Source organism: Cupriavidus mimosae (assembly GCF_023952485.1).
GTDB lineage: Bacteria > Pseudomonadota > Gammaproteobacteria > Burkholderiales > Burkholderiaceae > Cupriavidus > Cupriavidus taiwanensis_C.
The window spans coordinates 143,847-168,374 of record NZ_JALHRY010000005.1 but is presented as its reverse complement, the minus strand read 5'-3'; the positions used below and the strand labels follow the sequence as shown (position 1 = coordinate 168,374).

Genomic DNA, 24,528 nt, shown 5'->3' with positions numbered 1-24,528 from the left:
CCCCATGAGCCTCCCCGAACACTCGCCGCTGGGCAAGCCCTCGGCCTACAAGACCGAGTACGACGCCACCCTGCTGTTCCCGATCCCGCGCCAGCCCAAGCGCACCGAGATCGGCCTGCCCGAGGGCAGGCCGGTGCCGTTCTTCGGCGTCGACATCTGGAACGCGTACGAGCTGTCGTGGCTGAACCTGAAGGGTAAGCCGCAGGTGGCGCTGGCCACCTTCATCATCCCTTCGGATACGCCCAACATCATCGAGTCCAAGTCGTTCAAGCTCTACCTGAACTCGTTCAACCAGACCCGGATCGCTTCGCCGGAAGCGCTGCAGCAACTGCTGCACCACGACCTGTCCGAAGCCACTGGCGGCACAGTGCAGGTGCGGCTGGTGACCGAAGCAGACCTCGGCACGCAGAAGATGGGCGAACTCGACGGCCTGCTGCTCGACCGCCTCGACATCGAGGTGGACCGCTACGAGCCCGCGCCGGAACTGCTCAGCGCCGACCAGGAAGAAACGCCGGTGGAAGAAACGCTGGTGTCGCACCTGCTCAAGTCCAACTGCCTGGTCACCGGCCAGCCGGACTGGGGCAGCGTGCAGATCCGCTACGTGGGCGCGCCGATCAACCAGGAAGGCCTGCTCAAGTACCTGATCTCGTTCCGCAACCACAACGAGTTCCACGAGCAATGCGTCGAGCGCATCTTCATGGACGTGATGCGCCAGTGCAAGCCGGTCAAGCTGGCGGTGTATGCGCGCTATACGCGACGCGGGGGCCTGGACATCAATCCGTTCCGCACCAACTTCAATACGGCGTGGCCGGATAACAAGAGGAATGCTCGGCAGTAGGCCGGCGTTGCCTCTTCGGTAATTCGCGACGGCAGGTTCTCTGCCGCGCCTGTTTTCACCCCTTTCCTGCCTGGGAGAGGGTACCCGTCTTGCGCCGCGTGCGGCGGCAACGTTGCTTGCCGACCGTCCCCAAATCCCCCCAAAAAGCACATAGCCGCTGCGGACGGCCTGGCGCGCGTCCAAGTTGTAACCGCCCTTGAATTAATTAACGCAAAAATTAATATTAGCTGAACACCCGTTCCGCCGAGCCAGCCGCCATGCCCCGCAAACCCGCTTCTCCCAAGCCCCCCAGGCGCAGCCCGGGCCGACCGGCGGCGGGCCAGCCCGGCCAGCGCGAGCGCATTCTCGACGCGGCCACCGAGCTGTTTTCGCGGCAGGGCGTGGCCGGCACGCCGGTCAAGGCCATCGCGGCGCTGGCGGGCGTTACCCCGGCACTGGTGCACTACTACTTCAGCGACCGCGACCTGTTGCTCGATGTCGTGATCGAAGAGAAGGTGCAGCCGCTGGTGGCCCAGTTCTTTGCTGGCAGCCAGCCCGGCGAGGAGCCGCTGGCAATGCTGGTCGGCATCGCCACCCGACTGATCCGCGCCGTCGCCGACGCCCCCTGGTTTCCGGGCCTGTGGATCCGCGAAGTGGCCAGCGACGACGGCGCGCTGCGCGAGCGCGTGCTCAAGCGCTTTGCGCTCGAACGTGCCGGCGCGCTGATGGCGCCGCTGGCGGCAGCCATTGGGCGTGGGCAGCTCAACCCCGGCCTGGAACCGGCGCTGGTGGTGCCGTCGCTGATCGGACTGACGCTGCTGCCGCTGGCCACCACGCATATCTGGCGCCGGCTGCCCGGCGCGGAAGCGGTCGATACCGATGCCCTGGTGCGCCATGTCACGGCGCTGCTGAGGCATGGGCTGTCCGCGGCGCCGGCAACCGCGCAGCCGAAGACGCCCGCAGACGCCGCCAAACGGAAGGGCCGCACGGCCCGGCATTCTCCGGAGTCCGCATGAACTACGCTGCTTCCATCCATCGTCCGCGCCTGCGCACAGCGTTGCGCACCACTGCCTTGCTCGGCGCCGCGCTGCTTGCCGCCGCTTGCGGCAACGCACGCACCGATAGCTGGCAGGGCTACGTCGAAGGTGAATTCGTCAGCGTGGCCTCGCCCTTCGCCGGGCGCCTCGACACGCTCTCGGTGCAGCGCGGCCAGCAGGTCGCGCAGGGCGCGGCGCTGTTCGCGCTCGAAGCCGACGACGAGCGCGCCGCGCGCCAGCAGGCCGAAGACCAGCTGCGCGCGGCGGAAGCCACGCTGCAGGACCTGAAGACCGGCAAGCGCCCGCTCGAAGTCGAGGTCAGCCGGGCCCAGCTGGCGCAGGCACAGGCCCAGGCCCAGCGCAGCGCCGCGGCCTTGCGACGCGACCAGCGCCAATACGAGATCGGCGGCATCGCCCAGGCGCAGCTCGACGAATCGCGCGCACAAGCCGGCAGCGACGCCGCGCGCGTGCGCGAGCTGCAGCGCGATATCGACGTGGCGCGCCTGCCGGGACGCGAGGCGCAGCAGGCGGCGCAGGCCGCGCAGGTGGCGGCCGCGCGCGCCGCGCTGGCGCAGGCGCAGTGGAAGCTGTCGCGCAAGACCGTGGCCGCCACCCAAGCCGGGCTGGTCTACGACGTGCCCTACCGACTGGGCGAATGGGTGCCGGCGGGCAGCCCGGTGGTGCGCATGCTGCCGCCAGGCAACGTCAAGGTGCGTTTCTACGTGCCGGAAGCGGTGGTCGGCGCGCTGCGCAACGGACAGGCGCTGCAGGTGCGCTGCGACGGCTGCGCCGCGCCGGTGGCCGCCACCATCAGCTATGTCGCCAACGAGGCCGAGTACACGCCGCCGGTGATCTACAGCAACGAGACCCGGCGCAAGCTGGTGTTCCTGGTCGAGGCGCGCCCGTCTGCCGCCGACGCGCCCAAGCTGCGGCCCGGCCAGCCGGTGGAAGTGGTGCAGCAATGAACACGACCGCCAACCCCAGCGGCAACCACCTCGGCCTCGCCATCGACGTGCGCGGCCTGAACAAGCACTTCGGCGACAAGCATGTCGTCAACGACCTCAGCATGCAGGTCGCGCGCGGCGAGATCTTCGGCTTCCTCGGCCCCAACGGCAGCGGCAAGACCACCTCGATCCGCATGATGTGCGGACTGCTGACGCCGGACTCCGGCGCGGGCACCTGCCTGGGCTACGACATCCTGACCGAGGCCGACGAGATCAAGCGCCGCGTCGGCTACATGACGCAGAAGTTCTCGTACTGGGACGACCTGTCGATCCGCGAGAACCTGGACTTCGTCGCGCGCGTGTACGGCATGCCCAGGCGGCGCGAGGCGGTCGAGCGCGCGCTCGAGGACCTGGGCCTGGCCACGCGCTCGGCGCAGCTGGCCGGCGCGCTGTCGGGCGGCTGGAAGCAGCGCCTGGCGCTGGCGGCCTGCCTGCTGCACGAGCCGGAACTGCTGCTGCTCGATGAACCCACCGCCGGCGTCGATCCCAAGGCGCGGCGCGACTTCTGGGAACAGCTGCACCAGCTCGCCGCGCGCGGCATCTCGGTGCTGGTCAGCACGCACTACATGGATGAGGCCGAGCGCTGCCACAAGCTCGCCTATATCGCCTACGGCAGGCTGCTGGCGCAGGGCACCGCCGATGAAGTGGTGGCCAGCCAGCGGCTGTCGACCTGGAGCGTGGAAGGCGACGATCTCGCGGCGCTGTCGGCGCAGCTACAGGGCGCGCCGGGCGTGGAACAGACCGTGGCGTTCGGCACCGCGCTGCACGTGACCGGGCGCGATGCGCAGGCGCTGGCCGAGACCCTCGCGCGACTGGCCGGGCCGGGCCGGCGCATCGAGCAGGCCCAGACCAGCCTGGAAGACGTGTTCATCCACATGATGAGCGGCGCCGAGGACAACATGGCGCGCAAGAAAAAGGAGGCGTCATGACGCCGGCCACTTCTTCAACGCCGCCACGCTTCTCGCTGCAGCGCTGGTGGAGCATCGTGCTGAAGGAATTCTTGCAGCTGCGGCGCGACCGCGTCACCTTCGGCATGATCGTCGGCCTGCCGATCATGCAGCTGCTGCTGTTCGGCTTTGCCATCAATACCGACCCGCGCCAGCTGCCGACCGCGGTGATCGCCGCCGACCAGAGCGAGTTCACGCGCTCGTTCATCGCCAGCATGGAACAGTCGACCTACTTCAAGCTGGTCGGCACGCTGCCCGACGAGCGCGCCGGGCGCGAAGCGCTGATGAAAGGCGAGGTGCAGTTCGTGCTGACCATCCCGCCCGACTTCACGCGCCGGCTGCTGCGCGGCGAACGGCCCGCGCTGCTGGTCGAGGCCGACGCCACCGATCCTTCCGCCACCGGCCAGGCCATCGCCGCGCTGCCGCAGCTGCCCTACAGCGTGGCCACGCATGACCTGAAGGGCTCGCTGGCGCCGCTGGCTGGCGGCAGGCCGCCTTTCGACGTGCAGGTGCAGCGGCTCTACAACCCGGAAGGCATCACCCAGTACAACATCGTCCCCGGCCTGATGGGCGTGATCCTGACGATGACGATGGTGATGATGACCGGCCTGGCGATGACGCGCGAACGCGAGCGCGGCACCATGGAGAACCTGCTGGCCACGCCAGTGCGGCCGCTCGAGGTGATGACCGGCAAGATCGTGCCGTACATCTTCATCGGCCTGATCCAGTCGACCATTGTGCTGCTGGCCGCGCGCTGGATCTTCAGCGTGCCCTTTGTCGGCTCGGTGCTGGCGGTGTACCTGGCGGCGCTGCTGTTCATCGCGGCCAACCTGACCGTCGGCATCACGCTGTCGTCGCTGGCGCAGAACCAGCTGCAGGCGATGCAGCTGACCTTTTTCTACTTCCTGCCCAACATCCTGCTGTCCGGCTTCATGTTCCCGTTTGCCGGCATGCCGGGCTGGGCGCAGGCGATCGGCAACATCCTGCCGATGACCTATTTCCACCGCATGGTGCGTGGCATCCTGCTCAAGGGCAACGGCTGGTTCGAGCTATGGCCCAATCTGTGGCCAATGGCACTGTTTATCGTGGTGGTGATGGCGATCGCGGTGCGCTTCTACCGGCGCACGCTCGATTGAAGGGGCTGGCCATGCAACGTCTTATCTCCCTGCTTGCCGCCGCACTGCTGTGCGGCTGCGCGGTCGGTCCCGATTTCCAGTTGCCGGCGCCGCCGGACGACGCCGGCTACGTGCCGGGTCCGCAGCCGGTGGCAACGGTTGCGGCGGACAGCGCCGACGCGTCGGGCCAGTCCCACGCGCAGACGCTGGCCGCGGGCGCCGATGTCCCGGCGCAGTGGTGGACGCTGTTCCGCAGTCCGGCGCTGGACAACACCATCCGGGCCGCGCTTGCGGCCAGCCCGACGCTGGCGCAGGCCCGCGCGCGGCTGCTGGAGGCGCAGGAGAACCTGGCCGCCCGCACCGGCGCGACGCGCTGGCCTGCCATCGACGCGAAGCTGGACACCGCGCGCCAGCAGGTCGATTTCCAGTCGCTGGGCATCACCGCCATTCCCAGCCCCGGCCCGTTCACGCTGTACGGCGCGACGGTGCAGGTGTCCTATGCGCTGGACCTGTTCGGCGGCCAGCGGCGCGAGCTGGAAGGCCTGCAGGCTGCGGTCGACTACCAGCGCTACGAGCTCGAGGCCGCGCGCCTGGCGCTGGCCGCCAACATCGCCACCGCGGCCATCCGCGAAGCCGGCCTGCGCGCGCAACTGGCCGACACTGCCGCGATGGTGGCGGCGCAGCAGCGCCAGCTCGGCATCACCGAGGCCCGCCTGCGCGCGGGCGGCGTGGCACGCGTCGAGGTGCAGCGCCGGCGCGCGGAGCTGGCGCAAACCCAGGCGCTGGTGCCGGCGCTGCAGCGCCAGCTCGATGCCACCCGGCACCAGCTCGCGGTCTACACGGGCCAGACCCCGGCCGCGGCCGCGCTGCCGGAATTCCATCTCGATGCCATGCACCTGCCCGACACGCTGCCGGTGACCCTGCCCGCCACGCTGGCGCGCCGCCGGCCCGATATCCGCGCGGCCGAGGCGCTGCTGCACCAGGCCTCGGCCAATATCGGCGTGGCCACCGCCAACCTGTATCCGCAGGTCACGCTGAGCGCCAGCGGCGGCACCCAGGCCACCGCGGCGCGCGACCTGTTCAGCAGCCTCAACGTCTGGAGCCTGGCTGCCGGCCTGGTGCAGCCGGTATTCCGCGGCGGCGAACTGCAGGCCCGCAAGCGCGCGGCGGAAGCGGCGTATGAGCAATCGCTCGCCGCATACCGGCAAGCGGTGCTGCAGGGCCTGCAGAATGTCGCCGACGCCCTGCGCGCGCTCGAGGCCGACGCCGCCGCGCTGCGCGAACGCGCCGACAGCGCGCGGCAGGCGCGCGATACGCTGGCGGTGGTGTCGGAACAGTACCGGCTCGGCGGCGTCAGCCAGCTGGCGCTGCTGGATGCCGAACGGCAGTCGCGCCAGGCCGCGCTGGAACTGGCGCAGGCGCGCGCCGACCGGCTGGGGGATTCGGCGGCGCTGCTGCAGGCGCTGGGGGGTGGGTGGTGGGAAGAGGACGCCGCGATGGCGGCGGCGCCGCGCTAGCGGCGCTCGAACCCACGCTCAGGTCTTGTCGCTCTGCGTGTACCAGTAGGTGCGCTTGCGCTTGCCGGCACTGGCCGGCTTGACTTCCTGGCCGCCCAGCGAAGACTTGTCGTCGCCGCCGGTGCCACCCGCCTTGCCGCCGCCGATCAGCACCGGCACCAGCCGGGTCGAGCCGTCGGTCTGCGTGACCGACACCATGCCGAACACCGGCGACGGCGGCAGCCCGCCGTTGTCGAAGGTGACATAGCGCGGGCCGTTGTTCATGCCTTGACCGGTCAGGAACGATACCGCGTAGCCGCGCGCCACGCCGAGGTCGGGATAGCAGGCGCCGGGCTGGACCTTGGAAGGCGTGTTGGTGCCGAAGTAGGTATAGCCGGCCACGGTCAGCGGTGCATTGACTGCCTTCTCGCCGAACTCGAGCGCCAGGTAGAAACCGCTCGCCACCGCCGTATCGCGGTAGGCCACGCTGGTCGCGTCGACCAGGTCAGCCTCCTTGACCGCGGTCCACGTTGCCGGCAACCTGCGGTCGACATTCGGGTCCTTGACCATATAGAAGCGGTTGCGCACGTTCTGCGCCGCCCCGGGGGTCTGGCTCAGCGAATACAGCGGCTTCTCGCGGTCGCCCGAGGCGATCATCACGGCATCGTACTTGCCGGTGGCAACCACATCGGGCGGATAGAGGAACTTGCGCGCGTCGTTGGTGTTCACCGCCCCGCCCAGCTGGGCCAGCTTGCCGACGGTCCAGGTCGACGGCACGTCGGTTTCCAGCGCGCCGAAGTCGATGCGCCAGACATTGCCGCCCACGTCGCCGACGTAGGCCTTGTCGGCATAGCCATCGCCATTGCGGTCGACCACCGCGACGTCGGATGGAATCGCGCGGCTGTCGATGGTGACGCAGGTGCCGGTGGTGATGCCGGCGCAGCTGGCCAGGGCAGCCCAGACCACGTTGCCGGTGGCGGCGTCGAGCACGAGCACGCCTCGGCCCTGCTTGTTGGTCGCGCTGGCATCGCCTGCGAACGCCGGGTCGGTGTCTTCGCCGTCCGGGTCGTAGCCGGCGCCCATGATCAGCACCGGCGTGCTGTAGCCGCGCACGCGCATCACGCGCGGCTGCGACCAGGTCTGGCCCAGTTCCGGGATATCGGCACTGGTCTTGCTCCACAGGTACTTCGGCTGCGCCGGATCGCTGACGTCCAGCGCATACACCAGGCGGCCGCCGCGCCGCGCGGTCAGGTAGATGGTCACCTGCGGCGCGGCCGGGTTGCTCAGGTCCTGGTAGACCGTGGTGGTGCCGTCGAAGAAATAGTCGCGCGGTGTGAACTGGACCTCGGCGGTGTCCTGCGGGCTGCCGGTCAGCCGCACCTCGGGCGCGTTGTTGTAGAGGCGCGCCAGCTTGCCGTAGAACTCGGGCGCGACAAAGCCCCACAGCTCGCCGCCGGCGCGCACCTGTCCGGCGGTGGTGGAAATCGCGCCGGTGCGGTTGCCGTTGACGGCATGGAACACGCCGTCATTGGCGCCGTAGAACACCACCACGCCGGTGCTGCCGCCGTAGTCGACCACCACCGGACGCGAATGCAGCACGTCGCCGTGAATCGAGCCGCGCACCGTGACGTTGCCGCCGGGACCGGGCTCGGCTTCCTTCTTCGGATCGGTGCCGGTCAGTGCGGCAAAGACGTCCTTGCCGCGCACCCAGTCGATCATGTTGGCCGCGTCCGCCGCCGTGGTCTTCAGCAGCGACGGGCCGCTGCCCTCGGTCAGCGCCTTGTTGGCGGCATTGAAGGCGGCCAGCGGCGTGCCCTTGCTGCACTTGGCATCGGCGCAGGTCAGCAGCCGGCGCCCGCTCTGGCTGGTCAGGTAGTCGGCGCGCAGCATTTCGCCGGCGCCCCCCTTCTCGACGATCTCGCCGTCGGGCGCGTCCTTGGCGTTGCGCAGCTGCGCCGAGGCATTCTTCCAGAAGCCGTCGGCAGGCCAGTCCGTGACGAGGCTGGAACTGGCCACCTGCTTTGGCGGATCCTCGGTCCAGTAGCTGCGCGCATTGGGCGAGATAAAGCCCGTGCCGGCATTGCTGATCGCACTCTTCGCCGTCTGCTCGGTCCCGCCCGGCACGCCGGCGTCGAGCATCACCAGGTTGCCGTTGGTGTCGTATCCCAGCTTGTACTGCTTGAGGTTGCCGACCCAGCGCGGGCGCGCCTTGCCGTCCGGGCGGAACATGCCGATGTAGACCTGGTTCAGGTAAGAGCCCTGCCCGTTCACGCTGACCGGCAGGCTGACCGAGGCGAACACGTTGTTGACCGCCTGCATCTCGTTGAAGATGTCCTTCAGCGCCTTGGCCAGCGCGTCGTCGTCGCCGGCCCGCACCGTGAAGTTGCCACCACCGCCCTTGGTGGCCATGCTGTTGACGAACTCCAGGTAGTCCAGGCTCTGCTTGCTGCCGTCCGTGACGCCGATGGTGTAGGTGATGATGTTCTGGCGCGTGGCCGTGGCCGAGCCCGCGTTGTTGGCGGCGTTCAGGTCCATGCCGTTGAGGAAACGCGCCCATTCATCGCCCCAGTTGTCGATGTTATTGCCCCGGGACAGCGGAATCGGCGTGAGCTGCGCGGCGGTGGCACCCGCCTCCCTGAGCTTGTCGTACGCGTCCTGGCCGGTGTCCTGCGGCTTGCCGTTGTTGAGCGCGTTGGCAATGTAGATGATGAAGTTCTTCTGGCACGGATTGGTGATCGGCGACTTGTAGGTGGTGCCCGACAGCCCGGTCTTGCCGGAAAAGAACGCCCACGCTTCCTGCATGGCGCCGCCGACCTGCGAGTTGTTGGAGCTGTCCTTGGTGCGGTCGATGCTCTTGATGAACGCCAGCATCTGCTCGCCGCCCGTCTGGTCGAGCAGCACCAGACCGGACGGCGCGGTCGGCGGCGTGACGTTCGGGAAGCGGAACTGGGCGCCGGAGTTATTGCTGCCGCCGAACATCATCACGCCAAGGTTGATCATGCCGACGGTATTAGGGTCACGGATCAGGTCCGACACTGCCTTGTACAGCGCGCACTGCTCGGCGCCGACGTTGTTGTTCAGGTTGTTCGGACCTACCACGCCCGGGGTTTCGCAATCGACCTGCGCATTGGCGTTCCACGCCGAGGCGTTGTCCAGGATCAGCAGCACGTTCGGGCGCGCGCCGGCGTTGCTCTGCAGGCCGGTGAACAGGTCGATGTCTTCGGCCAGCGCCGCAGGCGCGGCGGTCAGCCCGAGCAGGGCCGTGGCACAGGCGGCATAGGCGCGAAGCCGGCGGGCGGGCATGGACATGCTGGTTTTTCCTTTTAAAGATCTGCGGCGCGCCCGTGGCAATCAGGGGCAGGTGGAGCCATACAGCGTGCGCACGGCCACGCCCTGGTGCACCGTCGCGACCGTGCCGGTGTTGGCGTCATTGACGGTGGCGGCGACATCCCACTGCGTATCGTTGCAAAGCGAGCTGACCACGTTGGCGCCGCCCGGGCCCACCACGAGATTGCCGTTGCCGGTACTGCTGCCGAGCGTGCATTCGGCATCCTCGGGATGCTTCTCCGGATCGATCACCTTGGCTACCGGCTTGCTGGTCACGCAGGTCGGCACGGCCACCTGCGCCACGTAATCCGCGGTGCCGTCGCCGGTCACGTCGACTGGCACGTCCACCGCCACCGGCGCCTTGGTGAAGTCGTCGCTGATCACCTGCTCGATCGCCTGCTGCGCCACGTCACGTGCCTCGGCGCTGTGCTGCTGGTTGGATGCCACCTTGACGTTGATCAGGCCGGAATTGACCATGGCCACCGCGATCATCAGGAACATCACCATGAACACCAGCGTCACCACCAGCGTGACCCCGGATTGACTGCGGCGCAGCCCGCCGCCGGTTGACTTGATCATGGTTCTCATCGCGGTGTGGTGCCGGTATGGCGTTATTGCTCTCGCAGGCCGGCCACGTTGACCAGGCGCGCGACCTGGGCGTAGACGTGGCGCTTGTAGCCGTCGTTGAACGGACCCGCGGCCGCCGCGCGGCCGATTTCGTAGGTGCGGTTGTCGGTATGGCCGCCGGAAGGCTTCAGCGTGCGCGCCAGCAGGTGCACGCGCACGGTGGTGACATTGGCCAGGTTGTTGATCGCCACGCCCCAGTCATAACCCGGCACGGCGGTGCACACCGCGCTGTTGTTGGCGCGCGGATCGGTCACATAGCAGTCGGCCGAGCCGTTGCTGTCCTGGTCCACGCCGTACAGCACATGCATGTCCTGCACGCCCTGAGCCACCGAGCGCGCCTGGAACACGCCATTGACCAGCTCGGCCATCTTCAGCGTCGGAATGCCGTCGCCGCCGTTGCTGCAACGGTCGCAGCCGGCCAGGTAGAAGATGCGCACCATGGCCCGGCGCAGTTCGGCCGGCTGCGCCGCGTCGCAGGCCTTGGTGCGCAAGCCGAACGCCGCCGCGCCGCTGGCGTCGAAGACAAAGCTCTGAGCATCCTGCGAACAGGCCGAGACCTGCAGGTAAGCCGATCCCGGCGCGGGCGCCACCACCGGTGTGGTCGAGACGCGCCGCACCACCAGCACCTCCGAAGTCGGCGCCAGGTCCGGCAGGCACGGCGCCACCACGCCGGGCGCATAGCCTGCCAGCGCCACCGGCACGGTTTCGGCGATGGGCGAGAAGCCGAGCGCGGCCGGGTCGGTCGCGCACAGTGCCGGCTCCGCGGCCTTGTTGCCGCGCGCGATATTGCCCACACCAAAGAACCCCGCCAGCTCCACCTCGCGCCGGATCTGCTCCAGCGCATAGCGCCCGTTCTCGACCTGTTCGGCGGCCTTGGCGAACTCGGTGCGCGACAGGCTGTTGGCGTAATACAGGCTGGCCAGTGCGGTCAGCAGCACCAGGCCAATGGTGATGCCGATCATCAGCTCGATCAGCGAGATGCCGCGCTGGCGGCGCAGGCGCGTGGCGCGGGCCCGGACTGTAGACACGGAAATATGCGACGCGGTCATGACACGGTCCCGAGGGTGCCGATGCGGATCTGCGTGCTGACCGCGCGGCGATAGGCATCGTTGCCGTACTGGTCCTTGCCGCAGCCAAGCGCCGGCGCGGCCGTGGTGGCCAGGCCCTGCCACGCCACGGTGATGCGATAGACCTGGTTGGCCGCGTCGACAGTCTCGATGCAACCGCGCGCGCCGATCATTGCGCCCACGGCTTGCGCCGGATCGACCGCGCTGGCGCCCGGGCGCATCTCGGCGCTGCCGAGCAAGGCCGCGTTCCAGGCCTGCAGGTCGGCGTCGGCGGTGGCGTTCTGCGCGGCGCTGCCCTGGGTGCATGCGGCGGGCGGGGCGGCCGCGCTGCCCAGTTGCATGCCGGCAGCGCCGTTGGCATAGCACGCTGCCACCTGGCGGTTGGCGTTCAGGCGCGCGGCCATGTCCTGCAGCAGCGCCAGCGCCTGCACGCGCTGGTAGGACTCCATCTCGGTCTGGCCCGAGCGCGCCACCAGCCCGGCGGTGCCCAGCAGCGCGACCAGCAGGATCACCACCGCCACCAGCACTTCGATCAGCAGGAAGCCGGCCTGCGCGCGGCGCGCCGGCAGGCGCTGCCGCGACATGGCGATGCACGACATGGCGATGCGCGTCATGTGCAGGCTCCGTTGGTGGAGGCGATGCGGCCGGTCTCGCTGACCTGCACGCACACCCGCGTGGTGGCCGAGGTATCGCCGCCGGGCGCGAACTCGAAAGTCATCGCCGCGCCGGTCAGCCGGCCGTCGTTGCCAAGCGCCAGGCCGCCGGCCGAACTGGGCGTGATGGTCAGCCCGCCATAGGGCCCGAACGAACGTACCGTCTCGGCACCCGCGCTCACCGTCCAGCCGGCGGTCCAGGCGGCGCCGGCCGGTGCCAGCGAAACCGTGGCATTGCGCTTGACCGCCTCGCTGCGCGCCAGCACCAGCGCCGAAGCCAGGTCGAGCGAGGCGCTGCGCACGCGCTGGCTGGCGATCAGCGCGGCAAAGGAAGGAGCGGCCGCGACCGCCAGGATCGCCAGCACCGACAACGCGCACAGCAGCTCGATCAGCGTAAAGCCGCGGCGCACGCGCCGCCTCGGGTCGCTCGCATGGGAAGGGTTGGGCCGCATGGTCAGTTCCAGCAGTCGGTGCCTGCGCCCGACGCGGATTTGGCGCCGGCGCTGGTCAGCGTCAGCGTGCCGCAATCGGTGTCGCCGAGCTGGCTGCCCCTGGGCGTGGCCACGATGCGGTAGCCCGGCGGCAGCGCCGCGTTCGGTGTCACCGTGACGTCGTAGCGCGTGGCAAGCCCGGCGGGCACCGACATGCCGAGCGCCCCGAGGTTGGCGGCATAGGCGCGGTTGTCGACCAGGAAGCGCTCCTGCGCGCTGGAGACCTCGAGCATGAAGGACTCGATCGCGGCGCGGTTGGAGCGCACCACGTAACGGCTGTAGTTGGGAATGGCGACGGCGGCAAGAATGGCGATGACCGCTACGGTGATCATTACTTCGATCAGCGTGAAGCCATGCGGCGGCCTGCCCCGGCATGGCATGCCGGCAGCCCCCTGAGTCCCGCCAGCCCGGATGCCTGCGTAGGATCCGACCCCCGGGATGCCCCTGAATATGACCCGAAACGGCGGGTTGACCCTCCCACCGAGTCGCACTGCCGGGCTTCTATGTCCCATGCTCGCGCTCCGCTACTCATTATGTTCCGGACGACCGAATTCCGGAGGTTATGGCGCGGAGTGTAAGTCACGATCCGTTACGCGGGTAAGGAAAATACGATGCCGGTGGACCGGCGTTGTAGCGAAGTGACAGTGGCAGGGCCGCGGGTCATCAGGGGTAAAGATTCCGGCCGGCCCGGACGTTAATCCCCCGCCATCGCCCCGACCCGGTGCGCAGGCGAGCGCACCTGTGCAACAATCGTTACATTCTTGAAGCCGGAGCCACCATGCCGTCCGATCCAGCGCCGCCATCGCCGCCATCTTCGCCAGCGCCGCCCCATGACCTGGAGGCATTGCTGGAACTGCTGCGCCGCGGCTTTCCCACCCTCAGCACGCAGTTCCAGGGCGGTGCCCGCTACCTGCTCGACCATCCGCAGGACGTGCCGGTGCTGTCGATGCGCAAGATCGCGGCCAGCGCCGGGGTGCAGCCCGCCACCCTGGTGCGGCTGTCGCAGCACCTGGGCTTCGAGGGCTGGCAGGCCATGCGCGAGCTGTTCGTCGAGGCGTTGCGCGGCGGCACCCAGCCGTATGCGCGGCGCGCGCGCAAGGTGGTGCGCGAAAGCAGCGCCAGCCGCATGCTGGGCGAGATGCTCGAGGCGCAGCACCACAACCTGGACCGGATCGCCGCCAGCAACGATAAAACGCTGCCGCAAGCCGCGGAGCTGTTGTCGCACGCGGCCTGCGTGCATGTGGCGGGCTTCCGCGCATGCTTCCCGATCGCCTTCACCTTCCACTATGTCTACCGGCTGTTCCGCAGCACCGTGAACCTGATCCGCGCCGATGCCGGTACGCTCGAGATGGAGCTGCGCGGGCTGTCGCCCAAGGATGCGGTGGTGGTGGTCAGCTTCGCCCCGTACTCGCAGGAAAGCATCCGCGTGGCCGAGGCCGCGCGCGAGTGCGGCTGCAAGGTGATCGCGCTGACCGACAGCACGGTGGCGCCGATCGCGCTGGCCGCGGACTGCACGCTGCTGTTCTCGGTCGAAAGCCCGTCGTTCTTCCCGTCGATCACGGCCGGCGTGGCCGTGGTCGAGGCGCTGGTCGAACAACTGCTGGCGCGCAAGGGCAAGGGCGCCATCCGTGCGCTGGAGCAGGCCGAGGGCGAATTGCACCGCACCGGCGCCTACGTGACGCCCGGGCACGGGTGAGCCCGCGCCCGGTTCGAAATCGCGGCCGGGCGGCTTACTGCGTGCATTTCTCCTGGTATGCCTGCTGCAGCGACTTCTTCGGCCGGTCCCGTTCCAGCTCCGGCACCATGCGGCCCTGGGCGGTTTCGATGGCCGGCCCGGTGGCGCGGTACTCGCGCTTGGGCGCCTGCGCAATCTGCTCGGCCAGCGCACGGCACTCGTCCGACTGGATGCTGGCCGGCGTCGCCGACGGGTCGGGACGGTAGGGGTTGGTGCCTTGCTGCACGGCGTCATTGATGGCGGCGGCGGCACCGCCCTGGTCCTGCCTCTGCGCATGCGCGCCGCATGCCACCACCAGGGCGCCAAAGGCAACTAAGGCGGCAATGCGGGTCAGGATTCGCTGGCGTCTTGGCATGATGCGATGTCTCCTCTGGCTCGACGGTTTCTGGCAAATACCGCGAGCTTAATCGTTCGCGCGGGGACTGGCACTACCGGCATTTGCGATGCCGCCAGGTACTAGCCGCGGCGATGCTCGCCGCCCTCGCCGCCCTCCTCGCGCTCCAGCTCCCAGTCGCGGCGCATCATGACGTAGGTGAACGAGGTTGACCAGCCGATCAGGACCAGCCCGACCAGCGGCTCGATACTGGCGATCAGGCGGCTGGCGCCCACCGGCACGATATCGCCAAGGCTCTGGGTGGTAAAGGTTTCCAGCGCGAAGTAGGCGTAGCGCAGTGCGTCCGGCTGCGCGCCTGCGGCCTCGACCCCGGGCACCGCCACGCCGGCCAGCCCGCCCAGCCCCAGCACGCGGTCGGCAAACCAGAAACCAGCGGCGAACACCAGCGCCTCGAGGCAATGGACCAGGATGATGCAGACGATCAGCACGCCGATATTCATGCGCCCGCTCCAGCGCCGCGGATGCATCGCGGACAGCAGGCGCAGCGCCTCGTAATGGATGCCGACCACCGTCACGGTCAGCACGGCGGCGCACAGCAGTGCCAGCGAATAATGTTCGGCGGAAGTTTCCATGCGCGGGGGCGCTCCCGTATGACGTCAGTGCGATCGGGATGGTACGGATCGGGACGGGCAAAAAAATGACGCCCTCCAAAATAACACCGGAAGGCGTGGGGGAAAACCAGGACGCGCTACGTGGCCCGCGCGCGTGGTGCGCCGGCGGCCCTGGCAGAGGGTCAGGAAGGCGGCCTGGCGGCCGCTGTATTGCAGGGCGCGACGCCGCGCCGCGGTTCAGTTACCGGACTTGCACGACAGGTTCACGTACAGCCCGCCGCCCCAGTTGAAGCTGTTGTTGCCGCTGACCTGTACCTGGACCACGTCGTTGGCGGCCACCGGCATGGTCGCCGGCGCCGAGCAGGTGCGCTCGCTGTTGTCGAGCATGCATTGCGACGCGTCGGTGATGGGCAGCACGTCGACCTGGTCCAGCGCCGTGCCGCTGGCGACACGGTGCGCCGTGACGGTGTATGCCGCCTTGGCCGGCACCTGGCCCGCGAGGATCGCGGTCAGGGTGAAGCCGCCCTCGCAGGCCACCGGCATCACCGCGCCGAAGTACGGGTCGCTGCTCTGCAGCGTCAGCCCGGTACCGGTCATGACATAGGTGCCGACGCCGCCCGGCGGCGCCGTGACGGCGAAGTTGGCGGTGTAGACGGTGGCGCCCGTGCCAGGTTGGCCGGGGTCGCCCTTGTCGCCCTTGTCGCCCTTCTCACCTTGCTCGCCCTGCTCTCCGGCAGGACCGGGCGCACCGTCGGCGCCTGCAGGGCCCGCGGGCCCGACCGGGCCGGTCAGGCCGACCACCGAGATCCCGGCCGGCCACCCGTCCGCGGTCTTCGGCCCGAACAGCGTGCTGGTGGTGGTATTCAGGTAAAAGCTGCCCACCGCGCCGTCCGCCTTCGTCGGATCGGCCGCGCCATGCAGCAGCGTGGCGCCCGGCGCCCCGGCCACGCCTTGCGGGCCGATCAGCGACACCCCGGCGGGCCACTCGCCGCCGGCCTTCGGGCCGTACAGCGTCGAGCTCGAGACATTGAGGTAGAAATCGCCATCGCTGCCCATGTCGGCGGTTGGCGCATTAGTGCCGGACAGGATCGACTTGCCATCGGCGCCGGCGGGGCCGGGCACGCTCGCGGCCGGGCCAGCCCCGGCGGTGGTGGAATCGCCACCGCCGCCGCCGCAACCGGCGAGCAGGATGGCAAGGCAGGCGAGCGGAAGCGCCGCGCGTTTCAGGTCGATCTGTTGCATTGGTGGAAGCCCCCCGTTTTCATGGATTGAAGGCCCGGTGCGATGCCGGGTAGCTCCAATCTAGACAGGGAGGCGACTGCGATAAATCGTGCCTTCGCATGGGCTGTTTCAACCCTGAAGCGCCAGCCGATACACAAAAATGCCGTGGCCATTGCCATGCCCGGCAGTCGAGTCAGCCTGCAAAAAAGGCCAGTGAAAATGCGTGATCAGGCCATCGGAATGGCCCTGCCGGGCCCCGGCGCCGGCTTCGCCCAAATGGTTGAATATCGGATGAGTTGCGCATGGCATGGCCGGTAACAGGCCGCCGTGGCAGCGTTCAAATGAGAAACAAAAGCGCGCGATCTACCCCTTCCAGAGGGTATGTTCCGCGGCGCCGGCCAGACTGCCGCCAATGGCAGTGCCATGCACTATGCTGAATACTCCAACCGTTCTGCGTGGAGGCTAGCGTGCGCAAGTTCCTTTCCATGGTCACGGCAATCGTGCTGTGCGGCGCCACCGGCATGGCATTCGCCCATAACTGTCCCAACGAGATGAAGGCCATCGATGCCAAGCTGTCGACCAACCCGAAGCTCTCGACCGAGGACGCCGCCAAGGTCTCCAAGCTGCGCGCCGACGGCGAGGCCTATCACAAGGCCGGCAAGCACGATGAATCGATGAAGTCGCTGCTCGAGGCGAAGAAGATCCTGGGCATCTGACAGCCGATGTGAACACAAAAAAAACCGCCACGCGTCAGGCGTGGCGGTTTTTCAATGTTCTGGCCTCAGGAGCCTGACCCGACCTGCTGGATCACGCCGTTGGGCGCCACCAGGTAATACTCGGCGCCGATCCCGACCCAGCGCGTACCCTTGCGCGGCGCGGGCAGGTTGTACTGCTTGTAGTCGTCGATCACATACTGGCGGTCCCGAAACTCGGTGGGCAGCCGGTCGCCCTTTTTCCACTGCTGCACCTGCATATAGGGCGAGCTCTGCGCCATCGGCGCGGACGCGGCCATGGGTTCGGTCATCGGCCTGGACCTGGCACCGCCCTGCGCCATCGCGAACGGCGCCGCCAGCACGCTTGCCGCCAGCAACAACACTGGCATCGCTTTCTTGGTCTTCATCGTGATCTCCTTGCGTACGGGAAAACCGAACTGCCGGAGGATCCGACAGCATCTACCAGATTAGTCACAAATGCCGCCAAGCGGGCATCCGGCGGCCGCGGCGCCATGAGCAAGCGCGGGCGCGCGTGTTCACAATTGTTTGCCGGTCAGGCCCCCATTCGGGGGAGCGCCTCAGGCGCCACCCGTGGCTAGAATGCTCGCACAGAAACAAATTGTTACCGGCAGTTGCCGCCCAGTTCATTGCTGCGGGCCGCACTGCAGGCCCCGCCGACGGCGTGACACCGCGCATGCGCGGGCGCATTCCGCTTTCCATGTTCCCTGGCTTGCGCGCTTTGACGCGCTTCGCACGCGGGCTTCATCCCCTGCCAGAGGACACCAAGACAGGGGACTCTCCGTGTTGCACGATGCCGGTCGATTCCTGGCACTGGTCAATCCCGCCATTGCCTTGCTGCTCGCGCTCTGCTTCCTTTTTGCATGGCGCCACGAGCGCACGCGGCCCCACCTGCTGCAGATGGGCGCCTGCTATCTGCTGGCCGCCGCGGCCATCGGCCTGCAGGTCCTGTGGCCTCCGCGCGCTGGCGGCGGGACTGCCACCGTCACCGGCGCGCTCTACCTGGGCAGCGCCGTGCTGCTGTTGCGCGGCATGCTGGCCCGCATCGGCGCGCGTCCCGACCGCTGCGTGGCGGTGGCGCTGCCGCTCGCGCTGTTCGGCATGGTCGCGTGGTTCGACCTGGTGTATCCGGGCCTGGTCGCGCGCATCTACATTCTGAATGTCGGCGTCGCGCTGATCCTGCTGCCGGGGGTCGCGCCGCTGGCCCGGCTGCGCACCGGACGCACCGTCGACCGGATGCTGTTCTGGGTGTACCTGGTGTTCGCGCTCCAGTTCCTGCCGCGCACGCTGCTGGCGCTGGCGCCGGGCACCGCGTACGATGCCGCCGCGCTGCCCCCCACCGCATGCTGGCTATGGCTGCAGGCCACGCTGGCCTTGCTGCTGCTGGCGCTCGGGCTGGCGCAGCTGGCGGCGACGGCGCAGGACGTGATCGACGACCTGCGCCATGAACGCGATACCGATGCGCTGACCCAGCTGCACACGCGCCGCAGCCTCGAGACGCTGGCCGCGCGCCAGATCCCGCCGCCCCCGGGCGAGTCGCTGAGCGTGCTGCTGTGCGACCTGGACTTCTTCAAGTTCATCAACGACAACTACGGCCACAGCGCGGGCGATGCGGTGCTGACGCAGGTCGGCCGCATCATCGCCGCGGGCATCCGCCGCCGCGATATCGCCGCGCGCCTGGGCGGCGAGGAATTCGTCGTGCTGTTGCCCGACACCCCGCACGACGCGGCGCTGCAGCTGGCCGAGCGGCTGCGCCAGACGCTGGAGCAGACCAGCATGGAGGCCCTGCCAGGCATGCGCAACGTGACTGCCAGCTTCGGGGTGGCCACGCTGCGGCCGGGCGAAGACCTGGAAGCGCTGCTGATGCGCGCGGACAACGTGCTGTACGCGGCCAAGCACAACGGGCGGAACTGCGTCGAGTGGGAACGGGAGGCCGGTTTGCCGGCGCTGGCGTGAAACCCGCGGACGGCCGCCTCCGGTACTGCGATGACTAGAGGACCGCGGGCGTGACGCCGGCCTCGAACTCGGGGCCGGCATAGTCTTCGTCCACCGCTACGCCACCGGCGAGCAGCCGCTGGCTCCAGCGGTCGAGCGCCACGCGCGCGGCCTGGCTGACAACGCGGCCCAGCGCCAGCCGCACCGCGGCCGGCGTCTCGAGTCCGAACGCGCGCACCGTCCCCCATGCGACCCGGTCGCGCGCAAAATCCGCGATCGCGTGCTCGACGCACAAGCCGCTATCGGCCACGGCCGAAGCCAGGAACACCTCCGGATGCCTGAGCGTCCAGTCCAGCACGTTGCCGATCTGGCGGATGCCGCTGGCACGGCAGGCGGCGATGGCGCCGTCGCGGCCGCCATCGATCATCGCAAAGACGATATCGGCACCCGCGCGGGCCTGCGCGGTGACGGCGCGGCTGGCGAGTGCGGGGTCATGCTGGTTGCCGCAGAAGGTCGTCAGCGCCGTCGCGCCTGGCATGGCGCTGCGCACGCCATGGAGGAACGCCGCGCGGCCCTTCAGGCCGGGACGCACTTTCTCGCCGGACAGGTGCGCCACCACCCCGGTGCGCGAATCCGTCGCCGCCAGCACGCCGGCAAGGAACGCGGACTGTTCCTGCAGCACGGTGTAGCTGGCGGTGTTGGCGCACAGCACGCTGCCCTGCGTGACCACGAAGCGGCGCAGCGGATGGCGCGCGGCGGCCACGGCGACCGGATAGTCGCCCTGGCCGCCGTGGGCCACGACCAGGTCCGGTGCGCTTTCGCACAATGCCAGCACGGCCGCGGCGCGCGCCTGCGGATCCGGGTCGGCAATCCATGCCACGGCCACATCATGGCCGGCGTCCCGCGCGCGCACGGCGCCGGCATGTCCGGCCTCGTTGAAGCTGCCGCGGCCCTCGGGCCCGAACAGCACCACCTGGATGCGCGCGCTCATGACAGCGTCGCCCCGGTGGCCGCGACCACCGGCCCCCATGCCTGCACCTGCTGCCGCACGTAGGCGGCGAATGCGTCGGGCCGGCGCTCGGCCAGCACGAAGCCCTGGGCCTCCAGGTGGCCGCGCACGGCCGGTTGTTGCAGGATGCCCTGCAGTGACTGATGCAAGCTTTGCACGATGTCCTCGGGAAGATGAGCCGGCGCCGAGACGCCGACAAAGTTTTCGGCCACCAGGCCGGGATAGCCGGCTTGCCCTACGGTGGGCAGCCGCAGCGCCTGCGGCACCCGCCGGGCCGAGGTCACGGCCAGCAGGCGCAGGTCGCCGGATTGCAGGAACGGCAGGTTCTGCGGCAACGCGTCCACCGCGAACGGGATTTGCCCGCCAAGCAGGTCGGTGCGCATGGGCCCCGCGCCCTTGTAGGGCACGTGGGTCAGCTTCAGCCCGGCCTGCTGCGCGAACAGTTCACCGACGATATGCGCCACGGATGCCGCGCCGCCGCTGCCGAACGGCACCGGATCGCGCTGCGCGCGGATCCACGCTGCCAGTTCCGCCAGGCTGCGCGCGGGCACCGAGGGGTGCACCGCAAACACCATCGGCACCGCGCCGATGTAATGCACATGGGTAAAGCTGTGCACCGGGTCGTAGCTGGGCCGCCGGAGCAGGAACGGCGAGATGCTCAGCGCCGCCGAGTTCGACATCAGCAGCGTGTAGCCATCGTTCGGCGCGGCGGCGACGGCCGCGGCGCCGATGGTGGACCCCGCTCCCGGGCGGTTGTCGGTCACGAACGGCTGGCCCAGCCGCTCCTGCAGCAGCGGCGCCAGCAGGCGCGCGACGATGTCGCTGGACCCGCCGGGCGGGAACGTCACCACCAGCCGCACCGGATGCCGCGGCCATGCCACGCCGCGCTCCGCCTGCGCCGGCATCGCGGCCAGCGCGGGGAGCGCAGGCAGTGCCAGCAGGCGTGCCATGCATTGTCTTCTGGAAACCACGATGCGCTCTCCGTCTTACAAACGATGGCGCAGGCCGACACCGCCGCCGAACTTGTTGCCGCGCACGCCCATGAAGGCGGGCAAGGCATAGGCCCCGCTGATGCGATTGAAGTCGGCTTCGGCGTAGACGCTGGTGCGCCGGGACAGCGCGTACTCGGCCACACCGGTCAGCATCAGCCGATGGCCGCTGGCCGCGGTCTGCCGGTCATAGCCCGCCGCCAGCGAGAGCGCCAGCGCGGGCGTCGCCTGCAGCGTGGCGCCGCCGGTCAGCACATGATTTCGGGTCGGGCTGAGGTGGTAGCGGTGGTCCAGGTAGCCGAGCGCCAGCTTGACGCGGCCGAGCTGGCTGCTGCCGCCGAGGCCCCAGATCGTGCGCGCCTCGGCGGTCGGCAGCGCATCGGTACGCTGCAGCAGCGCCCCGACGTCGATCCGCGCCGTCGTCCAGGCCAGCGCCAGGCCCCGGCTGCTGCCCGCCGTCGCGTCACCGGGCACTTCGCCGAAGGTGTAGTGCGCGGCCGCCGACAACGCGCCCAGCCTACCCGCGTACTTGACCATGTTGTCCTGCCGCGGACCGGTGTAGCCGTTCAGGACGGCCACCGCATCCAGGTTGGGATGGCCATAGGGCTGGAAGCGGAATGTTGCATCGTAGGCCGTGGTGAACTGGCGGCCGAAGGTCAGCTTGCCCCACGTCTGGTGCTCGACGCCCAGGTACGACTGCCGGCCGAACAGGCGGCCCGCGCCCTGCGTGCCGACTTGTCCGTAGTTGGAGATCGCCGTCCCCTGCAGCGAGGTGCCGGTGGCGAGATCAAAGCCGCTTTCCAGCGTGAACAGCGCCGCCCATCCCCCGCCCAGCGCCTCGGTGCCGCGCATGCCCCAGCGCGAGCCGCTGAAGTAGCCCTCGCCCAGTTCGGCCAGGTGCTCGTCCCCGCGGTTGTTGTTCGAGTAGCGCACCATGGTGTCGATCAGTCCATAGACCGAAACCGACGGCGCCGGCTGTGCGCGCACCGTACTGCTGGCCCCGCCAGCCATGCCGGCCACCAAGCCGGCCATTGCCACGGGCATGGCGTAGCCACGTCCTGCATTCCACACCCTCACGGGCACCTCCATTTTGCATACAAAATAAGAACGCAAAATATAGGGCTTGACCGGTGGCGCGCATACGAATGTGTGCGCATGAGGTCATGAGGTTTGTGCGGGTTCAGCGCGCGGGAAGGGTCTGAATAAGCCGGCCGCGCGCGACACGCCTGCATGCATTCGGCCCCCAAAAAGCAGAACCCCCGCAGCGCGGGGGTTCGATGGCAATGCTGGCGAGCTTGTGTCGCGCTTGTGTCGCGATACTCAGAACGGAATATCGTCGTCCATATCCTCGAAGCCGTTCGAGGCCGGTTGCTGCGGACGGCGCGCCGCGCCACCCTGCTGGCCACCGCCGCCCTGGGCACCACGGCCGCCGCCGTAGCCGCCGCCCGACGATTCGCGGCTATAACCGCCACCGCCGCCACCACCGCCGTAGCCGCCTTCATCGCCGCCGCCGCCGCCGCTGCCCTGGCGTGAACCCAGCATCTGCATCTGGTCGGCAACGATCTCGGTGGAGTACTTGTCCTGGCCGGACTGGTCCTGCCACTTGCGGGTGCGGATGCGGCCTTCGATATAGACCGACGAGCCCTTGCGCAGGTACTGGGCGGCGATCTCGGCCAGCTTGCCGAACATCGCCACGCGATGCCATTCGGTAGCTTCCTTCATCTCGCCCGACTGCTTGTCCTTGTAGCGGTCGGTGGTGGCCAGGCGCAGGTTGGTGACGGCGTCGCCGCTGGGCATGTAGCGCGTTTCGGGGTCTGCGCCGAGGTTGCCGACGAGAATGACTTTGTTGACCGATGCCATGTGAATGTTCTCCAAAAGCCACGCGCGGTGTTGAAAAGCGTGGCAATACGATGACGGTGAAAGCGGGTGGTAGTTTGACGCGATCGTGCCGCGACGTAAACGAACATCGCGCCCCCGCCAGAATGCCGGGTGGCGCGATGATGCTAGGCCTCTTTCTGGCCCAAATGCTTTACGAAATGATGCGAAACCAGGCGCCGGCTCAGGCCGCGGGCGCCGGTGCGGCTTCCTGCCCGCGCGCCGGCGGCGCCTTCATGCTCCAGGCGATTATAAGCCACAGCAACAGCACCGCCGCGCAGCCCACGAACACGGCACTGCGGCCCTCGTGCTTGAGCAGCCAGCCGCCCGCGGCACCGCCCAGGAACAGGCCCAGGGCCTGCGTGGTGTTGTAGACGCCGAGCGCCGCGCCGCGCGCGGCCGCGGCGTAGCGCGACACCAGCGAGGGCTGCATTGCCTCCAGCACATTGAAGGCGACGAAGAACAGCAGCAAGACCCCGACGATCGCCCACAGCCCGTGCACCGCGGCAAACAGCAGCTGCACCGCGGTCATCAGCGCGACCGCGCCCAGCAGCACCGGGCGCACGCGGCCGTAGCGCTCGGCCGCCATCATCGGCCCCAGCATCAGCACGAAGGACACCAGCACGACAGGCAGGTAGACCTTCCAGTGCTGGTCCAGCGGCATGCCGGCATCGGCCAGCATCGCCGGCACCACCATGAACATTGCCACCTGCGACGCGTGCAGCGCCAGCACGCCGACATTGAGCCGCGCCAGGTCGCCGTTGAGCAGCACCTTGCGCAACGGCAGCCGCACCGGGTGCGGCGGCGGCGGGGTTGGTACCAGGAACACGGTCACGCCGATGGCGACCAGGCCCAGCACGGACATCAGCCCGAAGATGCCGGACATGCCGATGCTGTGCAGCAGCGGCGAGGCAATCACCAGCGACAGCGCGAAGGTAAGCCCGATGCTGCCGCCCACCATCGCCATGGCCTTGGTGCGATGTCGTTCGCGGGTCAGGTCGGCGATGCAGGCGGTAATGGCGGCGGAGATCGCGCCCATGCCCTGCAGCGCGCGCCCGGCGATGACGCCGGAGAGCGTGTCCGAGAACGCGGCCACGAGTCCGCCGGCGATAAACAGCAGCAGGCCGCCCACCATCACCGGCTTGCGCCCGACGCGGTCGGACAGCCAGCCCAGCGGGATGTGCAGGAAGGCCTGCATCAGGCCGTAGATGCCCATCGCCAGGCCCACGCGCTGGGCGTCCTGCCCGTCGGGCAGCGTCCGGGCGTATTCGGCAAAGACCGGCAGGATCAGGAACAGGCCCAGCATGCGCAACGCGAAGATGCTGGCCAGCGATACCGCGGCGCGCAGTTCGGCGCGCGTCATGCGTTCGCGCGCGGGAGCCTGGGATGCGTCGGCGGCACCCGTTTCCGGGGAAGTTTCCGTGGAAGAAGAAGGGATCGACGGCATTGCGATCGTGGGATCGTGTGGATTCGGGGTAGGGCTGGTTGCCGTTGGGCGGCAATCGTC

24 protein-coding genes are annotated in these 24,528 nt (G+C 68.9%); 9 read left to right on the top strand and 15 right to left on the bottom strand.

The window, feature by feature from the left end:
* Nucleotides 1–4: 4 nt before the first annotated feature.
* From queF to MKD50_RS11415, 6 genes are all read left to right on the top strand, one after another.
* The gene (gene queF / locus MKD50_RS11440) at nucleotides 5–838 is read left to right on the top strand and encodes an NADPH-dependent 7-cyano-7-deazaguanine reductase QueF (RefSeq protein ID WP_111518284.1); all 834 of its coding nucleotides are present in this window, start codon (nucleotides 5–7) and stop codon (nucleotides 836–838) included.
* A 257-nt stretch (nucleotides 839–1,095) separates the two neighbouring features.
* On the top strand, nucleotides 1,096–1,833 hold the full coding sequence (locus MKD50_RS11435; protein WP_252667170.1) for a TetR/AcrR family transcriptional regulator: 738 nt from the start codon (nucleotides 1,096–1,098) through the stop codon (nucleotides 1,831–1,833).
* On the top strand, nucleotides 1,830–2,819 hold the full coding sequence (locus tag MKD50_RS11430; RefSeq protein ID WP_252667169.1) for an HlyD family secretion protein: 990 nt from the start codon (nucleotides 1,830–1,832) through the stop codon (nucleotides 2,817–2,819). The genes MKD50_RS11435 and MKD50_RS11430 overlap by 4 nt, the downstream gene beginning before the upstream one ends.
* Nucleotides 2,816–3,787: an ABC transporter ATP-binding protein gene (locus MKD50_RS11425; RefSeq protein ID WP_252667168.1), complete on the top strand. Its 972-nt coding sequence runs from the start codon at nucleotides 2,816–2,818 to the stop codon at nucleotides 3,785–3,787. Before MKD50_RS11430 ends, MKD50_RS11425 begins: the two co-directional genes overlap by 4 nt.
* The gene (locus MKD50_RS11420; protein WP_240073702.1) at nucleotides 3,784–4,941 is read left to right on the top strand and encodes an ABC transporter permease; all 1,158 of its coding nucleotides are present in this window, start codon (nucleotides 3,784–3,786) and stop codon (nucleotides 4,939–4,941) included. The genes MKD50_RS11425 and MKD50_RS11420 overlap by 4 nt, the downstream gene beginning before the upstream one ends.
* An 11-nt stretch (nucleotides 4,942–4,952) precedes the next feature.
* The gene (locus tag MKD50_RS11415; RefSeq protein WP_252667167.1) at nucleotides 4,953–6,437 is read left to right on the top strand and encodes an efflux transporter outer membrane subunit; all 1,485 of its coding nucleotides are present in this window, start codon (nucleotides 4,953–4,955) and stop codon (nucleotides 6,435–6,437) included.
* An 18-nt stretch (nucleotides 6,438–6,455) separates the two neighbouring features.
* On the opposite strand, the gene MKD50_RS11410 is transcribed toward MKD50_RS11415, so the two are convergent.
* From MKD50_RS11410 to MKD50_RS11385, 6 genes are read right to left on the bottom strand one after another with little or no spacing between them, the layout of a single operon-like run.
* Nucleotides 6,456–9,725 carry a pilus assembly protein gene (locus tag MKD50_RS11410; RefSeq protein WP_252667166.1) on the bottom strand — a complete coding sequence of 1,090 codons (3,270 nt, stop codon included), beginning with the start codon at nucleotides 9,723–9,725 and terminating at the stop codon, nucleotides 6,456–6,458.
* A 42-nt stretch (nucleotides 9,726–9,767) separates the two neighbouring features.
* Nucleotides 9,768–10,322: a pilus assembly PilX family protein gene (locus MKD50_RS11405; protein WP_115705797.1), complete on the bottom strand. Its 555-nt coding sequence runs from the start codon at nucleotides 10,320–10,322 to the stop codon at nucleotides 9,768–9,770.
* 32 nt (nucleotides 10,323–10,354) lie between these two features.
* Nucleotides 10,355–11,419 (bottom strand): PilW family protein, encoded by a 1,065-nt coding sequence (locus MKD50_RS11400; protein ID WP_252667165.1) that lies wholly within the window; start codon nucleotides 11,417–11,419, stop codon nucleotides 10,355–10,357.
* Nucleotides 11,416–12,051: a type IV pilus modification protein PilV gene (pilV, locus tag MKD50_RS11395; RefSeq protein WP_240073698.1), complete on the bottom strand. Its 636-nt coding sequence runs from the start codon at nucleotides 12,049–12,051 to the stop codon at nucleotides 11,416–11,418. Before pilV ends, MKD50_RS11400 begins: the two co-directional genes overlap by 4 nt.
* Entirely contained in the window at nucleotides 12,048–12,542 is a 495-nt protein-coding gene (locus tag MKD50_RS11390) for a GspH/FimT family pseudopilin (protein WP_252667164.1), read from the bottom strand. Before MKD50_RS11390 ends, pilV begins: the two co-directional genes overlap by 4 nt.
* Nucleotides 12,543–12,544: 2 nt before the next feature.
* Nucleotides 12,545–12,961 (bottom strand): type IV pilin protein, encoded by a 417-nt coding sequence (locus tag MKD50_RS11385; RefSeq protein ID WP_240073696.1) that lies wholly within the window; start codon nucleotides 12,959–12,961, stop codon nucleotides 12,545–12,547.
* A 398-nt stretch (nucleotides 12,962–13,359) separates the two neighbouring features.
* Here MKD50_RS11385 and MKD50_RS11380 point away from each other — a divergent pair, with 398 nt between their 5' ends.
* A complete protein-coding gene (locus tag MKD50_RS11380; RefSeq protein ID WP_252667163.1) occupies nucleotides 13,360–14,277 on the top strand; it encodes a MurR/RpiR family transcriptional regulator in 918 nt (305 codons plus the stop codon).
* Nucleotides 14,278–14,311: 34 nt separating this feature from the next.
* On the opposite strand, the gene MKD50_RS11375 is transcribed toward MKD50_RS11380, so the two are convergent.
* From MKD50_RS11375 to MKD50_RS11365, 3 genes are all read right to left on the bottom strand, one after another.
* Nucleotides 14,312–14,671: a hypothetical protein gene (locus MKD50_RS11375; protein WP_240073694.1), complete on the bottom strand. Its 360-nt coding sequence runs from the start codon at nucleotides 14,669–14,671 to the stop codon at nucleotides 14,312–14,314.
* A 101-nt stretch (nucleotides 14,672–14,772) separates the two neighbouring features.
* A complete protein-coding gene (locus MKD50_RS11370) occupies nucleotides 14,773–15,282 on the bottom strand; it encodes an ion channel (protein ID WP_252667162.1) in 510 nt (169 codons plus the stop codon).
* Between the two features lie 216 nt (nucleotides 15,283–15,498).
* Nucleotides 15,499–16,503 (bottom strand): collagen-like domain-containing protein, encoded by a 1,005-nt coding sequence (locus MKD50_RS11365; RefSeq protein WP_252667161.1) that lies wholly within the window; start codon nucleotides 16,501–16,503, stop codon nucleotides 15,499–15,501.
* Between the two features lie 464 nt (nucleotides 16,504–16,967).
* Here MKD50_RS11365 and MKD50_RS11360 point away from each other — a divergent pair, with 464 nt between their 5' ends.
* Nucleotides 16,968–17,198, top strand: coding sequence for a PA2433 domain-containing protein (locus MKD50_RS11360; RefSeq protein ID WP_231942155.1), 231 nt, complete (start codon nucleotides 16,968–16,970; stop codon nucleotides 17,196–17,198).
* A gap of 65 nt (nucleotides 17,199–17,263) precedes the next feature.
* On the opposite strand, the gene MKD50_RS11355 is transcribed toward MKD50_RS11360, so the two are convergent.
* Complete coding sequence (locus MKD50_RS11355; protein WP_111518251.1) at nucleotides 17,264–17,602, bottom strand: RcnB family protein; 339 nt, start codon at nucleotides 17,600–17,602, stop codon at nucleotides 17,264–17,266.
* A gap of 394 nt (nucleotides 17,603–17,996) precedes the next feature.
* Between MKD50_RS11355 and MKD50_RS11350 the strand changes: the two genes are divergently transcribed.
* Nucleotides 17,997–19,169: a GGDEF domain-containing protein gene (locus MKD50_RS11350; protein ID WP_252667160.1), complete on the top strand. Its 1,173-nt coding sequence runs from the start codon at nucleotides 17,997–17,999 to the stop codon at nucleotides 19,167–19,169.
* Nucleotides 19,170–19,203: 34 nt separating this feature from the next.
* Here the strand turns inward: MKD50_RS11350 and MKD50_RS11345 are convergent, their stop codons facing one another.
* The 5 genes from MKD50_RS11345 to MKD50_RS11325 form a co-directional block, all read right to left on the bottom strand.
* Entirely contained in the window at nucleotides 19,204–20,139 is a 936-nt protein-coding gene (locus MKD50_RS11345) for a BMP family ABC transporter substrate-binding protein (RefSeq protein ID WP_252667159.1), read from the bottom strand.
* Nucleotides 20,136–21,107, bottom strand: coding sequence for a Bug family tripartite tricarboxylate transporter substrate binding protein (locus MKD50_RS11340; protein ID WP_172582603.1), 972 nt, complete (start codon nucleotides 21,105–21,107; stop codon nucleotides 20,136–20,138). The genes MKD50_RS11345 and MKD50_RS11340 overlap by 4 nt, the downstream gene beginning before the upstream one ends.
* A gap of 36 nt (nucleotides 21,108–21,143) precedes the next feature.
* On the bottom strand, nucleotides 21,144–22,190 hold the full coding sequence (locus tag MKD50_RS11335; protein WP_252667158.1) for a porin: 1,047 nt from the start codon (nucleotides 22,188–22,190) through the stop codon (nucleotides 21,144–21,146).
* Nucleotides 22,191–22,466: 276 nt separating this feature from the next.
* A complete protein-coding gene (locus MKD50_RS11330) occupies nucleotides 22,467–23,006 on the bottom strand; it encodes a single-stranded DNA-binding protein (protein WP_115705774.1) in 540 nt (179 codons plus the stop codon).
* A gap of 199 nt (nucleotides 23,007–23,205) precedes the next feature.
* Nucleotides 23,206–24,468: an MFS transporter gene (locus tag MKD50_RS11325; protein WP_252667157.1), complete on the bottom strand. Its 1,263-nt coding sequence runs from the start codon at nucleotides 24,466–24,468 to the stop codon at nucleotides 23,206–23,208.
* Nucleotides 24,469–24,528: the final 60 nt, after the last annotated feature.